The sequence below is a fragment of the Bradyrhizobium sp. sGM-13 genome, assembly GCF_018398875.1.
Classification (GTDB): Bacteria; Pseudomonadota; Alphaproteobacteria; order Rhizobiales; family Xanthobacteraceae; genus Bradyrhizobium.
The window spans coordinates 58,654-72,478 of record NZ_JAGWDK010000014.1 but is presented as its reverse complement, the minus strand read 5'-3'; the positions used below and the strand labels follow the sequence as shown (position 1 = coordinate 72,478).

The following is a 13,825-nucleotide window of genomic DNA, read 5'->3' as shown; positions in this document are numbered from 1 at the left end:
AACATCAGGCAATTCCTTTCGTTGTCGGCGTGGGCAATGCAGAAACGTGAGGAGACATTCGATGAGTAATCGCTTTCTGATGACGGTCGCCGCGGCGGCCCTGATCGCCGGAACCGGCTTTGCGAATGCGCAAGGCACCGGCATGGGACGCGGCGACGCAGGGTCGGCCGGTTCGGCGGCGCAGCAGAGCGCGCCTTCTTCTGAGCGGGGCGGTGCTTCTTCTGAGCGCGGCGGTGCCGGGACTGCGCAGCAGCGCGAACCCGGCGGCACGACCGGCATGAAGGGTGCAGAGTCCGAACAGAAGTCGATGGGCGGTGAAAAGGCCCAGCGCAGCGAAGACCGCAAGGGCGGCAAGGACATGAAGGCCGAGGGCAAAGAGGACCGCGGCACCATGAAGGGCGACAAGGGCCAGACGACCGGCCAAGGCATGCAGCGTGATCAGGGCACCACCCAGCGTGATCAGGGCACCACCCAGCGTGACCAGACCACGACCCAGGGCCGTGACCAAATGCAGCGTGACCAAAAGGTCCAGGGCCAGCAGGACCGCGACCGCACGCAGACCCAGACGCAGGGCGGAGCCGCGGACCAAACGACCACGACAGGTCAGGCCGGCGCGGGCGCCAAGCTCTCGACCGAGCAGCGCACCCAGATCACCAGCGCGATCAAGGAGACACGCGTTCAGCCAGTGACGAACGTGAACTTCTCGGTTTCGGTCGGCACTAAGGTACCGCGCGACGTGACCTTCCACACGCTGCCGGAGCGCGTGGTGACGATCTATCCGGAATGGCGCAGGTATAAGTACATCCTCGTCAAGGAGCAGATCGTAATCGTCGATCCGAACACCTACGAGATCGTGGCGGTTCTGGAAGCCTAACACGGCCTTTCGCAAGCATCAGGGCGGGCAGAAATGCCCGCCCTCTTTTTGCGGCTTGTTTGCGGCTTGGGTTCCACCCAACGAGATACCCGGCTTCGCTTCACTTTTGCAGAAGCAGCCGCACCAGTTCGGCCTGGCGACGTGAGCCCGTCTTGTCAAAGATACTGGACAAATGGCTGCGCGCCGTACCGACGGTGATGCCTAACCTGTCGGCGGCTGCCTGGCGACCGTCGCCCTTGACGATCTCAAGCGCGAACGCGGCCTCTGCCGGCGTAAAACCGAACCGTTGGCGTAAGTCTTCGACGCGCGCCTGGATCTCCGTTTCGGGATCGGAGACGAGCACGATCGCGACGGCACGTTGCGAGAAAGTCCAGGGGATGATGGCCGTTGCCGTTTCCTGCCTTACCGGCGTGACGACAACGTCAAGCGGCAACCGCGCTTCACGCGCCAGCGCGACTTCGCCGCCAGAACCGGTTACAGCACTGACATCGCCAGCGCATGACTTGATCAGCCCGCGCAATGTCCGCCCGCCGTCGGCATCGGATGTGGACAAGGCGCCGGCTTCGAGCCGCAGGCCATCGCGACTATCGAGCAGCGCCCGGGCCGCACGATTGACGAACAGCGGCCGTGCCTCCGCATCGACAAGCAGAAAACCTTGCTGCAATCCGTCGAGGCCGGTTAGCGCACGCTCGTTTGCGATCGTCAGATGATACACACGGCGCTGTAGCGCGACCGCGCGAACGAGATGCTGCGCCAGCGCCGCGAACAAACGTTTCTGGCTGCTGTGAGGGCGCGATTGGTTCAGCAGTCCGTGGCTCGCAATGTGCCCGCAGGCCGCACCATCGGCAAACAGGTTGGTGACCAGGGGATCGGCGCTGAAACCGCCCGGCCGCCACAATTCATTATAGAAGGCGGTGCTGGTAAACTCGTCACGCGAGATGACGTCCCCACCGGTAAAGACCTCGCCGGGCCGATGGTTTCCCGTGCACGGCAAGGCCGGAATTTCCGGCGACCAGTCGTCAAAGCTGCGAAGGATGTCCGGATCTGTCCGCGGCGCATGCATGCTGACGGTGCCGTTCGCCGGGTCGTAAAACCCGAACACCACATGCGGCCCGCCCACGGCATCGCCAATTCTGTTCAGGACGCCCGGCCAAAGCTGCGCATCGAGCGCGGCATCGTAAATCGATCCGACAAGGTCCAGCACCTTGTCCTCGCCGGATAGTCCACCGCCAGACATTCGCCCTACCCCAAGCCCTTCCCGAACTGTGGCCCAGGTTGCGGCCCGGCCGCAAGACGGGATTATGGGCATCAAGCACGATGTTGCCGCGAAGCCTCACTTCGCAAACATTCAGCTCGAAATGCTCTCCCTTTGCTCGATGCATCTGACGAACGTCAGATGCGGCCGCTGCATGGCTTGGGCCAAGGTCGCTTCACGGCAGACCGAAACAACAGAATCATGCCGTCTGCCGTGAGGGCTTTTGGATGTTTGATATTCGGCGTCACCAAACCGTCATTTCGCCGGCACTTGCTCCTGGCGCCTTCTATCCGAGCAACCGTCGCGGCGGATCGGTCGCCAGCAGTTTCCTGTCGGGGGTGACCTTGCGGTGGCTGGCGTTGGCCGCTGGTGTCGCGAGTGGTGTGTCGCTTGGGAGCGGCTCCGCCCTGGCTGCCGATTATAATGCAGGCGGCGGCACCAATAATCCGGTCAGCGGCAACGCAACGGCCGTTGGCGACGGTGCCGAAACGACAGGATTCAACGCTACGGCCTACGGCGCCGGTGCCATCGCGAATGGCTCCTCCGCGACCGCGACGGGTGCTAGCAGCTTCGCGACCGGCGACTTTGCGACCGCAACCGGCGCCTTTGCGCTGGCGAACGGCTCCAGTGCGACCGCGACCGGTCAGGGCAGCTACGCAAACGGCGCCCTCGCTACAGCGACGGGCTCGGGCAGCTTGGCGAACGGCAACGCCGCGACCGCGACCGGCCTCATCGCGTTCGCGAATGGCGACTTTGCCACCGCGACCGGCCAGAACAGCTTCGCCAATGGAGCCTTGGCCACTGCGACGGGCTCACAGAGCCTGGCAACAGGCCAACAGGCGACCGCGACCGGTTATGCGAGCACTGCGAACGGTAACGGGGCGACTGCGATGGGCGGAGGGAGCTCGGCCAACGGCTCGGTGGCAACTGCGATAGGCCTGCAAAGTAACGCGAACGGCCAACAGGCGGTCGCAATCGGCACCGTAAGTTTCGCGAATGGCAGCACCGCGACTGCGACGGGCACGTTCAGCTTCGCGAACGGCACGCAAGCAACGGCGATGGGTCAGAGCAGCTTCGCGAACGGCGCCACCGCGAGCGCGTTCGGCCAGGGCAGCAACGCCACCGGCGACGCCACCACCGCGATCGGTCAGGCGAGCATTGCGGGCGCCACCGGCGCAACCTCGCTCGGCGCGGGCGCGCAGGCACTAGCCGCGAGTTCGGTGGCGATCGGCGCCGGTTCGGTAGCGAGCGCTCCTAATACAGTATCGTTCGGCGCCGCCGGCAGCGAGCGACGGTTGACCAATGTGGCGGCCGGCATCAACCCGACCGATGCGGTCAATGTCAGCCAGCTTTCCAGTTTCAGCTCCAACTTCCAGTCCCAGATCAGTTCATTGCAGGCACAGATCGGCGACAACCGTACCGAGGCGCGGCGCGGCATCGCCGCTGCGGTCGCGACCGCGAGCGCGCCGATGCCCTCGGCGCCCGGCAAGACGACGTGGCAAATTCGCGGATCGACGTTTCAGAGCGAGGCCGGATTTGGATTTGGATTTGCCCATCGTCTCAACACCGGCGTGCCGCTCAGCATTGTCGGCGGATATGGCAACGGTGGCGGCACTCAACATACGGCCTATGTCGGTCTCGGCGGCGAGTTCTGACGGAAGCAAGCTTCCGGCCGCCAAATGCCATCATTCGATCTCAACGGCGATCGGCGCCCTCGTCACGAGCCAGCCCAACGATGCCGCACCTTGTCCTCGCCGGATAGGCCATCGCCAGACATTCGCCCGACCCCAAGCCCTGCCCGAACTGTGGCCCAGGTTGCGGCCCGGCCGCAAGACGGGATTATGGCATCAAGCACGATGTTGCCGCGAAGCCTCACTTCGCAAACATTCAGCTCGAAATGCTCTCCCTTTGCTCGATGCATCTGACGAACGTCAGATGCGGCCGCTGCATGGCTTGAGCCAAGGTCGCTTCACGGCAGATCGACGTAACAGAATCGCGCCGTCTGCCGGTGGGAGCTTGCATGTCTGATGTTCACCAAACGGTCATTCACCGGCCAGCGATCGGAAAAGGCCGACGATGACAGGTCTTCCGACAGCGTGCGCAGCGGATTTGGCGACAGCGCAGACGTCAGACGTGTTTCACCCATACGACCTCCGGGCGCGGCTGCTTGTCAGCAGCGTGCTCTCTGGCGGCACGTTGCGAAGCCTAGCCGCTGCGGCCGGGATCGCGACAGCCTTCGGCGGCGCTCCGGCCTGGGCGGCATGTTTGTCCACTAACGTCGGCTTTACCGGGACTTGCGCGGCCATGACCGCGTCCGGTTTAAACGCCACTGCGGTCGGACAGAATGCGGTTGCAGCGGGTGACCGCGCCACCGCATACGGCGATAACGCCAACGCGACCGGCGACGTGGCAACCGCGACTGGCGCAGATAGCATCGCGAATGGCAACCAGGCGACCGCGACAGGTCAGAACGCCAACGCGACCGGCACCTACGCGACCGCAACGGGCAACAACAGCCGCGCGAATGGCGCCGAGGCAACTGCAACCGGACAGGGCAGCAACGCGAACGGCTTTGCCGCGACCGCGACGGGCCAGAACAGCTCCGCGAATGGCACCACCGCGACCGCGACGGGCGTTAGCAGCTTGGCGAGCGGCGACTATGCGACCGCGACCGGCTCCTTTGCGTCGGCGAACGGCACCTTTGCGACCGCGACGGGCCAGAATAGCTCCGCGAATGGCTCCACCGCGACCGCGACCGGCGAAACCGCCCGCGCATTTGGCCGCCGCGCAACCGCGACAGGGTCGTTCAGCCTTGCAAACGGCACCAACGCGACCGCGACGGGCCAGAACAGCATCGCGTGGGGCGCCACCGCGAGCGCATACGGTCAGGGTAGCAACGCCATCGGCGACGCCACCACGGCGATCGGCCAGGCGAGTATTGCCACCGCCACCGGCGCGACCGCCCTTGGCGCCGGCGCTACGGCGACCTTCGCCAATTCGACCGCTATCGGCAACGGCGCGAGCACGACAGCCGCCAATCAGGTCTCGATCGGCACCGCATCGAATACCTACCGGATGTCGGGTATCACGTCGGCCGCAAGTCTCGCGGCGCAGTCCGGCCCGACTTCGATCGTCACTACGGACGCCAACGGCAATCTTGCCGCGGCTCCCTTCAGTGCACAGGATGTTTCCGGTCTCCAAACTAATGTGTCCGTGCTGCAAGGCAACGTCGCGACGTTGCAGACGCAGATGCGACAGGGGTTCGAGGGAACGGCGATCGCGATCGCGATGGGCGGATCGGCACTGCCATCGGACAAGAAGTTTGCGATTTCCAGCAACTGGGGAACGTTCCGCGGCGAAAACGCCATGAGCCTGAGTGCCCAGATGCGGTTGAGCCAATACGTGGTCGTCAATGGCGGGCTCGGAGCCGGGTTCGCTCAAGGCGGCATCGGCGGGCGGGCCGGAGTGACCGTCGCATGGTGACGGCAGCGTGGTGAGCATCAAGCGGCGCCGCTGGCGAATACTGTTGGTTGCAGCCGGGCTGTTGGTGACGACGTCCGCGGGCCATGCGCAGATATCAGCGCAAACGCCGAAACCCGCTCAGATCGATCGCAACGGGGTGCTGATCCTGATCAGATCGTCCCTGCTCGCGCTCGATCAGGCCAACAAGACCGGCAACTATACCGTGCTGCGTGACATCGGCGCGCCCGGCTTCCAGAGCAACTCGGCCGCCCGGCTCGGTGAGATCTTCGCCAAGCTGCGCAACGACAATCTCGATCTTTCCGGCGTTGCCGTGATCGATCCGCAGCTCAATCTGCTGCCGCAGATCGAGGTCAATGGCCTGATGCGTATGGCAGGCTTCTTTCCCTCAGTGCCAAGCCAGGTCAATTTCGATCTGACGTTTGCGCCGGTGAACGGACAGTGGCGACTGTTCGGCATCTCTGTATCGATCGGACAAAGCGGGCCGGTTGCGCCTGAGCCGCCTTCGCCGCCGGCTGCACAAAAGCAGCCTGCTCCGGGCAACGCCAAGCAACCTGCTCCAAATGCCGCCAAGCAGCCTGCGCCAGCAAAGTCCGCGCCCGCGATCAAGCTCGCGCCACCTGAGAACAAGTCGACCGACAGCCTGCAGCCGAAGTAGGAAATGCTACCCGACGAAGCCCTGAAATCGATGAAGGTGATGTTCGCAACGCCGTGCTACATCTCGGCGGTCAGCATGCACTATGTGACCAGCATCTTCGACCTCACTCATCATTGCAACCGGTTCGGGCTGCAATGCATGCTGCATATGCATTCGGAGAGCCTGATCACGCGCTCGCGCAACAACATGGTGCGCAAATTCCTCTCCGACGAGACCCTGACCCATCTGTTCTGGATCGATTCCGACATCAGCTTCACGCCGCAGTCGGTCTGCCGCCTGCTGCTGATCGACCGCGACGTCACCGCCGGCGTCTATCCGATGAAGAACTTCAACTGGCCTCCCGCCGGCCTGCCGGCGGGAACGACACGCCAGCAATTCGAGGATCGCTACACCGAATATCCGTTCAATCCGATCGGCCACGGCGCCGAGCGGGTCAGCGCCTATGCCGATGCCGACGGCTTCGTCGAGGTCGCGGAGGCGCCGACCGGCTTCATGTGCATCAAGCGAGATGTGTTCAAGCAGATGATGCAGAAATACCCGGAGCTGAACTACGTGCCGGACGGAGCACCAGGCCATCCAGAGGCGCATCTGCATTGGTTGTTCTTCGACTGCATGGTCGATCCCGACTCCGGCCGCTACCTTTCCGAAGATTACGCGTTCTGCCGCCGCTGGCGCGACATCGGCGGCAAGATCTGGGTCGATCTGCAATGCAAGCTACTGCATCTCGGGCAGCACAACTTCCGCGGTGACCTCGCCGAAAGCCTGCGGGTCCAGAACCGCTGGTAATGTGGGTGATACGGCTGCCCGATTACGGAGTCAGCTCTCTGAACAGTGGTTAACGAGCAATTTCTGTAGGTTCCGCGCGCCTTTTTATGAACAGGATGAGGCATTTGAAAGGGGTCCAGAGCGGCCTAAAGGCTTCCCCTTGGCCGCGTTGTTACCTATAACCCCGCGACCCGCCCGCCCCTTTTTGCTGGAATCCGGATGGCCCAAGGAAGCGCCCAAGCCTCTGCCGCGACGATTTATGTGCTCAACGGCCCGAACCTCAACATGTTGGGGACGCGCGAGCCTGAAACCTATGGTCACGCGACGCTCGCCGACGTCGAAAAACTTTGCGTCGAGACGGCAGCACGATTCGGCCTGAAGGCCGATTGCCGCCAGTCCAACCACGAGGGCGAGTTGATCGACTTCATCCATGAGGCGCATGCGAAGAAGGCGGCCGGCATCATCATCAACGCCGGCGGTTATTCGCACACCTCGATCGCGTTGCACGATGCGCTGGTCGCGGTCAAAATCCCGACGGTAGAAGTGCACATCAGCAATATCCACGCCCGCGAGAGCTTCCGTCACCACTCCTTCACGGCCATGGCCGCCTTTGCATCGCTCTGTGGCTTCGGCATCGACGGCTACCGGCTCGCAATATCAGGCCTGGCCGCCAAACTCGGCGCCAGGGCCAACGACTGACTTCAAAAAACTGACATCAAAAGTCTGACGTCGAACGACACCTGACGCTTAAGCCGTCACCCACATCGAGAATTCCGGATCAAGAGCATGGCCCGCCAGCCCGACAACAAATCAGCGGACAAATCAGCCGCAAACCTAAAGAGCGACGACAGCGCGCTCATTCGCGAACTCGCGCTGTTGCTGGACGAGACCAGCCTGACCGAGATCGAGATCGAGCGCGCCGGCTTAAGGGTGCGCGTCGCGCGCAACATCAGCGTGTCGGCGGCGATGCCGGCGAGCTTTCAGCCGGCGCCGGCTGCGGCGGCAGCCATCGCTGCGGGGAACGCGGCGGTTGCCGACCTCGCCAAGCATCCGGGCGTGGTCCCCTCGCCGATGGTCGGCACCGCCTATTGGGCGCCTGAGCCCGGCGCCAAGCCGTTCATCGAGGTCGGCACCAAGGTTTCGGCCGGCCAGACTCTCCTGATCATCGAAGCGATGAAGACGATGAACCAGATCCCGTCGCCGCGCGCCGGCACGGTGACGCAAATTCTCGTCGAGGACGGCCAGCCGGTCGAATTCGGCGAGCCATTGGTCATTATTGAGTAGATGGCGAAATGGCGAGTGGCAAATAGCGAATGGTCTTGAGCGCGGACCATTCGCCATTCGACACTCGCTGCTCGCCGGCGGGAGCCGCATGTTCGACAAGATCCTCATAGCCAATCGCGGCGAAATTGCCCTGCGCGTGCTGCGCGCGTGCAAGGAGCTCGGCATCTCCACCGTTGCCGTGCATTCCACCGCCGACGCCGACGCGATGCACGTGCGGCTCGCCGACGAGAGCGTCTGCATCGGGCCGCCGCCTTCCAAGGACTCCTATCTCAACGTCCCGGCGCTGCTCGCGGCCTGTGAGATAACGGGCGCGGATGCCGTGCATCCCGGCTATGGCTTTCTTTCCGAGAACGCCCGCTTCGCCGAAATCCTCGCCGAGCACAATCTGCATTTCATCGGCCCGAAGGCCGAACACATCCGCCTGATGGGCGACAAGATCGAGGCCAAGAAGACCGCCAAGCGGCTCGGCATTCCGGTGGTGCCGGGCTCCGACGGCGCGGTCTCTTCCGATGACGATGCAATGGCGATCGGCAAGGCGATCGGCTTTCCGGTGCTGGTGAAAGCGGCGGCCGGCGGCGGCGGACGCGGCATGAAGGTTGCCCGCACCGCCGACGACCTGATGCTGGCGCTGTCCACCGCCTCCAATGAGGCGAAATCCGCATTCGGCGACGCCTCGGTCTATCTCGAAAAATACCTGCAGAAGCCGCGCCATATAGAGATCCAAATTCTCGGCGACGGCCGCGGCGGTGCGATCCATCTCGGCGAGCGCGATTGCTCGCTGCAGCGCCGTCACCAGAAGGTCTGGGAAGAAGGCCCCTCGCCGGTTCTCGCCGCCGCCGCCCGCGCCAAGATCGGCGAGACCTGCGCCAAGGCGATGCGGGACATGAAATATCTCGGCGTCGGCACCATCGAATTTCTCTATGAGGATGGCGAGTTCTATTTCATCGAGATGAACACCCGCATCCAGGTCGAGCATCCCGTCACCGAGAGCATCACCGACATCGACCTCGTGCTGGAGCAAATCCGCATCGCCGCCGGCGGCGACCTGCCCGCGAAGCAGGAAGAGATCGCTATCATCGGGCATGCCATCGAATGCCGCGTCAATGCGGAAAACCCGCAGACCTTCCGCCCCTCGCCCGGCAAGATCACGCAATTCCACCCGCCCGGCGGGCTCGGCGTGCGGATCGATTCCGCGGTTTATCAGGGCTACGTCATTCCGCCCTACTATGATTCACTCGTCGGCAAGCTGATCGTGCACGGCAAAACTCGCGCCGAATGCCTGATGCGGCTGCGCCGGGCGCTCGACGAGATGGTGGTCGACGGCATCGAAACCACGCTGCCGCTGTTCCGGGCACTGGTCCGGGAGGCCGATATCATCAACGGCGACTACCACATTCACTGGCTCGAGCAGTACCTCGCCGGCCAACCCGCGGACGGCTAGACCTCTGGGCGCGCCTGAAATTTTCGACGGCCGATGGAACCGATGGGTTCCATCGCACGTTGGGATGTACAGGGGGTTGCCGGGGGCGCGTATTCCGCTTGTCCATGACACGAGATCACCGTGATCGCTGATGTCCAGCGCAAGCGCGCCGTGGGCCACATCCTGCTGCTTGCGGCGGGGCTATTGGTGTTGACCGCCATCAGCGCGGGTTCGGTCTATCTGGTGAACAAGGCGCGCGAGGACGCGCGCGCGGTGCAACGCACCGTCGAGGTCGAGAACCAGATATCGCTCGTCCAATTGCAATTGCGGCGTGCCGAAAGCGCACAGCGCGGCTACCTCGTGACATTGCGCCCCGACTTTCGGACCGACTTCGAGCAAGCCATGTCCGAACTGGCGCCGGCGCTGACGCGGTTGGGCCGGCTTGTCAGCGACAATCCGGTTCAACGGGGGCTCATGGACGAGATTATGCCGCTCTACGAGCAGCGCATCGAGGAATTCCGTACGACGATGGAGCTGGCCCGGTCCCAGCGCCTGAACGATGCCTCCAAGATCGTGCGCGAGGGCATCGGGCGCGACACCATGAAACACATTGACGATCTCGCCGTGCGGATGCGAACCGAGGAGGACCGTCTGTTTGTCGAGCGCACGACCAACGCGGACCGCAGCCAGACCCTGGCGGCCTCGATCACCGGCATCGGCTCGGGTTTGGTGGTCGTGCTGGCTGGCATTGCGATCTTCCTGGTCCGCCGTTCGTCGCGCGCACGCGACCAGGCGGACGCTAGGCTACGCGACAGCCACCTCAACCTCGAGGCCACCATCGACGAGCGCACGGCCGACCTGCGTGAAGCCAATGACGAGATCCAGCGCTTCGCCTACATCGTCAGCCACGATCTGCGCTCGCCGCTGGTGAACATCATGGGCTTTACCAGCGAGCTGGAGGAATTGCGCGGCGATATCTTCAAACGGATCGCAGCGCTTTCCCGCGCGCAATCCGAAGCGCCGCCCGCCCCGGAAAATGCCACCGATACCGCCGAGCCCGTACTCGAAGGTCCCGACCAGAAGCTCTCGGAGGATTTCTCCGAGGCGCTCAGCTTCATCAAATCGTCGATCGGCAAGATGGATCGGCTGATATCGGCGATCCTCAATCTGACCCGCGAGGGGCGGCGCGAGTTCGAGCCGGTCTGGATCGACACCAAAGAGCTGATCGAGGGAATTGTGGCGACCGTGGCGCACCAGGCCGCCGAGGCCCAGGCCGAGATCCGGATCGACGCCTTGCCGAATATCGTCAGCGATCGCCTTGCCCTGGAGCAGATATTCTCCAATCTCATCGACAATGCGCTCAAATATCTCAAGACCGGGGTTCCCGGCGAGATCACGATTCGCGGTCGCACCAAGCTCGGCTTTGCTGTTTTCGAGATATCAGACAATGGCCGCGGCATCGATCCCAAGGACCATCAGCGCATTTTCGATTTGTTCCGCCGCGCGGGAACCCAGGACAAGCCGGGACAAGGCATCGGACTTGCCCATGTCCGCGCGTTAGTGCGCCGCTTGGGAGGAACCATGTCGGTCGCGTCGGAACTTAACCAGGGCAGCACGTTTACGATCACACTGCCCATTAATTGGCCAGCGAGTAACCGGAACATACGGATATGAGTAATCCAGTCACCATCATCATGATCGAGGACGACGAGGGCCATGCTCGCCTTATCGAACGGAACATACGCCGATCCGGCGTAAACAATGAGATAATTCCGTTCACCAGCGGTACAGCAGCGCTGAATTACCTGTTCGGCAAGGACGGGACGGGCCTCGACCACAAGGGCGGCGCGCTCCTGATCCTGCTCGATCTCAACTTGCCCGATACGTCCGGTATCGACATTCTGAAGCGAGTGAAGGAAAACCAGTATCTCAAGACCACGCCGGTCGTGGTACTGACCACGACCGACGACTCCTACGAGATCAAGCGCTGCTACGAACTCGGTTGCAACGTCTACATCACCAAGCCCGTGAACTACGAAAGCTTCGCCAACGCCATTCGCCAACTCGGTCTGTTCTTCTCCGTCATTCAGGTCCCTCCGGCCGCCATATGAAACCCGCGACGCCGACGCTGCTCTATATCGACGACGACGCCGGCCTCGCACGGCTGGTCGACCGCGGCCTGACCCGGGCAGGCTTCAAGGTCGTGCACGCGGCGGGCGGCGAAGAAGGGCTGGCGCGGCTGGCGCAAGGCGGTATCGACGTGATTGCGCTCGACCAGTACATGCCGGGTCTCGACGGCCTCGAAACGCTCGAGCGCATCATGGCGATACCGGACGCCCCGCCGGTGGTATTTGTCACGGCCGCGCAGGATTCGGCGATCGCTGTCACGGCGCTGAAGGCCGGCGCCGCCGACTATCTCGTCAAGGACACGCGGGGCGATTTCATTCCGCTGCTTCAGGTCGCGATCTCCGGCGCGCTCAGGCAGGCCGAGCTTCAACGGGCCCGCGACGAGGCCGAAGCCGAGGTTCACGCCTCGCGCGACCGCTATGCGGCGCTCGCCGCCGAACGTGAAGTGCTGCTGCGCGAAGTCAACCACCGCGTCGGCAACTCCCTGCAAATTATCGCCTCGCTGCTGCACTTGCAGGCCAATTCGGCGACCCAGGACGACGTCAAGGCGGCACTGACCAATGCGATGGGCCGCGTCGCGGCGGTCGCCCAGGTCCACCGCCGTCTCTACACCTCGCACGATCTCAAGAGCGTGTTGTTGAACCAGTATCTCGAAGCTCTGCTAGAGGATCTCCGCCGTTCGGCCGAGGGCAACAAGATGTCGCGGCTGACGCTCAAGGCCGAACCGATCGAGATCGACCCGGACCGCGCGGTGGCGATCGGCATCATCGTCAACGAACTGGTGATGAACGCCGTCAAATACGCCTATCCCGACGGCGCCGGTCCCATTCACGTCGAGCTCAAGCCTGAGGGCGAAGACCTCGTGGTGTCGATCGCGGACGACGGCGTCGGCCTCAACGCCAAGTCGGACCCGCGCTCCACCGGCATGGGACAACGCATCGTGAGCGCCATGGCCGCCAAACTGGATGCCAGCGCCGAGCGCGATCCCAACCACCACGGCACTAAGATCGTACTGCGTTTCCGCCGCGTCCCGGCAGCGGCGCCGAAATCGACCAACGCCGCGGCGAGTTAGGCTACTCCCGTGCCGTCGCTTCGATCGCGCGCGCAGCCGAGACAAGAACGTCCGTCACCTCGATCGCGCGGCGTGGGCCCAATCTGTTGCGCATGGCGGAGAGTGTAATCGCGGCGGCGGGCTGGCCGTCAGGAGTCCGGATCCAGGCCGAAAGCGACTTCGTTCCCTGCACGAGGCCGACATCACGCAGATTGTAGCCTCGGCGCCGCGCAAGCTGGATCTGCCCGAGCACGGTGGCCGCATCGGTCCGGTAAGCGCCAAACCGTGTTTCGTTGGCGAGCACGATTTTGCGCGCCTCGGCTGACGGCATGGCGGCGAGGATCGCTACGCCAGCGCTGCTGACGCCCAGTGGACGCCGCACACCGACCTCGATCGACAGCACCTGGATCGGATAGCTACCGATGCGACGCGCCACGCACAGCGTATCGAGGCCGGTGCGCACCGTGAGAAACAAGGTATCGCCGAGTTGCGCCGACGCTGCCGCCAGATGCGGCTCGGCTGCAACCATCAGGGGCGAACGCGATGGACGCGCCAGCGCCAGTTCGGGCACCTGGCGGCCGACGACATAATTTCCCGTCCGTTCGCTGCGTTCGACAATCCCCTCCTCGATCAGCACATGCACGATGCGATGTACGGTCGGGCGAGCGAGCGAAGTCGCCTGCACGACTTCAGCCAGCGGCACGCCTCGTTCCCCACCAACCGCGAGCGCCCGCAGCACCGCCAACGCGCGGCGGATCGCCTGCCCACCCTGCCGCGGCCCTCGTGTCTTTAACCGACCATTCGTCATACGCGCTGTCCGCTGTCCACAATGTGGACAAAAACACCACAATTTGGTCGACAGCGGAAGGGCTGCGCGCAAGATCGCTGACGCGGGAACAATACATGCGCAT

The 13,825-nt window shown here is 63.6% G+C and carries 14 protein-coding genes; 11 read left to right on the top strand and 3 right to left on the bottom strand.

The features are described from left to right. The first annotated feature begins 61 nt into the window (after positions 1-61). Entirely contained in the window at positions 62-874 is an 813-nt protein-coding gene (locus KJQ96_RS21905; protein ID WP_213288609.1) for a DUF1236 domain-containing protein, read from the top strand. A gap of 100 nt (positions 875-974) precedes the next feature. Here the strand turns inward: KJQ96_RS21905 and KJQ96_RS21900 are convergent, their stop codons facing one another. Beyond that, entirely contained in the window at positions 975-2,111 is a 1,137-nt protein-coding gene (locus KJQ96_RS21900) for a helix-turn-helix transcriptional regulator (protein WP_213288608.1), read from the bottom strand. 245 nt (positions 2,112-2,356) lie between these two features. Between KJQ96_RS21900 and KJQ96_RS21895 the strand changes: the two genes are divergently transcribed. Further along, the gene (locus KJQ96_RS21895) at positions 2,357-3,784 is read left to right on the top strand and encodes an adhesin (protein WP_213288607.1); all 1,428 of its coding nucleotides are present in this window, start codon (positions 2,357-2,359) and stop codon (positions 3,782-3,784) included. Between the two features lie 314 nt (positions 3,785-4,098). Here the strand turns inward: KJQ96_RS21895 and KJQ96_RS21890 are convergent, their stop codons facing one another. Next, complete coding sequence (locus KJQ96_RS21890; protein ID WP_213288606.1) at positions 4,099-4,275, bottom strand: hypothetical protein; 177 nt, start codon at positions 4,273-4,275, stop codon at positions 4,099-4,101. Between the two features lie 158 nt (positions 4,276-4,433). Here KJQ96_RS21890 and KJQ96_RS21885 point away from each other — a divergent pair, with 158 nt between their 5' ends. The 9 genes from KJQ96_RS21885 to KJQ96_RS21845 all read left to right on the top strand — a co-directional run bounded on the left by KJQ96_RS21885 (position 4,434) and on the right by KJQ96_RS21845 (position 12,935). Next, positions 4,434-5,612, top strand: a complete 1,179-nt coding sequence (locus tag KJQ96_RS21885; RefSeq protein WP_213288605.1) for a YadA-like family protein — start codon at positions 4,434-4,436, stop codon at positions 5,610-5,612. A gap of 10 nt (positions 5,613-5,622) precedes the next feature. Continuing rightward, positions 5,623-6,267 (top strand): hypothetical protein, encoded by a 645-nt coding sequence (locus KJQ96_RS21880; protein ID WP_375293195.1) that lies wholly within the window; start codon positions 5,623-5,625, stop codon positions 6,265-6,267. Between the two features lie 3 nt (positions 6,268-6,270). Beyond that, positions 6,271-7,053, top strand: coding sequence for a hypothetical protein (locus tag KJQ96_RS21875; protein ID WP_213288604.1), 783 nt, complete (start codon positions 6,271-6,273; stop codon positions 7,051-7,053). 198 nt (positions 7,054-7,251) lie between these two features. Beyond that, on the top strand, positions 7,252-7,731 hold the full coding sequence (gene aroQ, locus KJQ96_RS21870; protein WP_213288603.1) for a type II 3-dehydroquinate dehydratase: 480 nt from the start codon (positions 7,252-7,254) through the stop codon (positions 7,729-7,731). 87 nt (positions 7,732-7,818) lie between these two features. Further along, positions 7,819-8,316, top strand: coding sequence for an acetyl-CoA carboxylase biotin carboxyl carrier protein (gene accB / locus KJQ96_RS21865; protein ID WP_213288602.1), 498 nt, complete (start codon positions 7,819-7,821; stop codon positions 8,314-8,316). Positions 8,317-8,404: 88 nt separating this feature from the next. Then, the gene (gene accC / locus KJQ96_RS21860) at positions 8,405-9,757 is read left to right on the top strand and encodes an acetyl-CoA carboxylase biotin carboxylase subunit (protein WP_065744902.1); all 1,353 of its coding nucleotides are present in this window, start codon (positions 8,405-8,407) and stop codon (positions 9,755-9,757) included. Positions 9,758-9,877: 120 nt separating this feature from the next. Next, a complete protein-coding gene (locus KJQ96_RS21855; protein WP_213288601.1) occupies positions 9,878-11,410 on the top strand; it encodes a CHASE3 domain-containing protein in 1,533 nt (510 codons plus the stop codon). Continuing rightward, positions 11,407-11,847 (top strand): response regulator, encoded by a 441-nt coding sequence (locus KJQ96_RS21850; RefSeq protein WP_065744903.1) that lies wholly within the window; start codon positions 11,407-11,409, stop codon positions 11,845-11,847. The genes KJQ96_RS21855 and KJQ96_RS21850 overlap by 4 nt, the downstream gene beginning before the upstream one ends. Next, positions 11,844-12,935 carry a sensor histidine kinase gene (locus tag KJQ96_RS21845; RefSeq protein ID WP_213288600.1) on the top strand — a complete coding sequence of 364 codons (1,092 nt, stop codon included), beginning with the start codon at positions 11,844-11,846 and terminating at the stop codon, positions 12,933-12,935. Before KJQ96_RS21850 ends, KJQ96_RS21845 begins: the two co-directional genes overlap by 4 nt. Position 12,936: 1 nt before the next feature. Here KJQ96_RS21845 and KJQ96_RS21840 read toward each other — a convergent pair whose 3' ends face one another. Next, a complete protein-coding gene (locus tag KJQ96_RS21840) occupies positions 12,937-13,722 on the bottom strand; it encodes an IclR family transcriptional regulator (RefSeq protein ID WP_213288599.1) in 786 nt (261 codons plus the stop codon). Positions 13,723-13,825 lie beyond the last annotated feature (103 nt).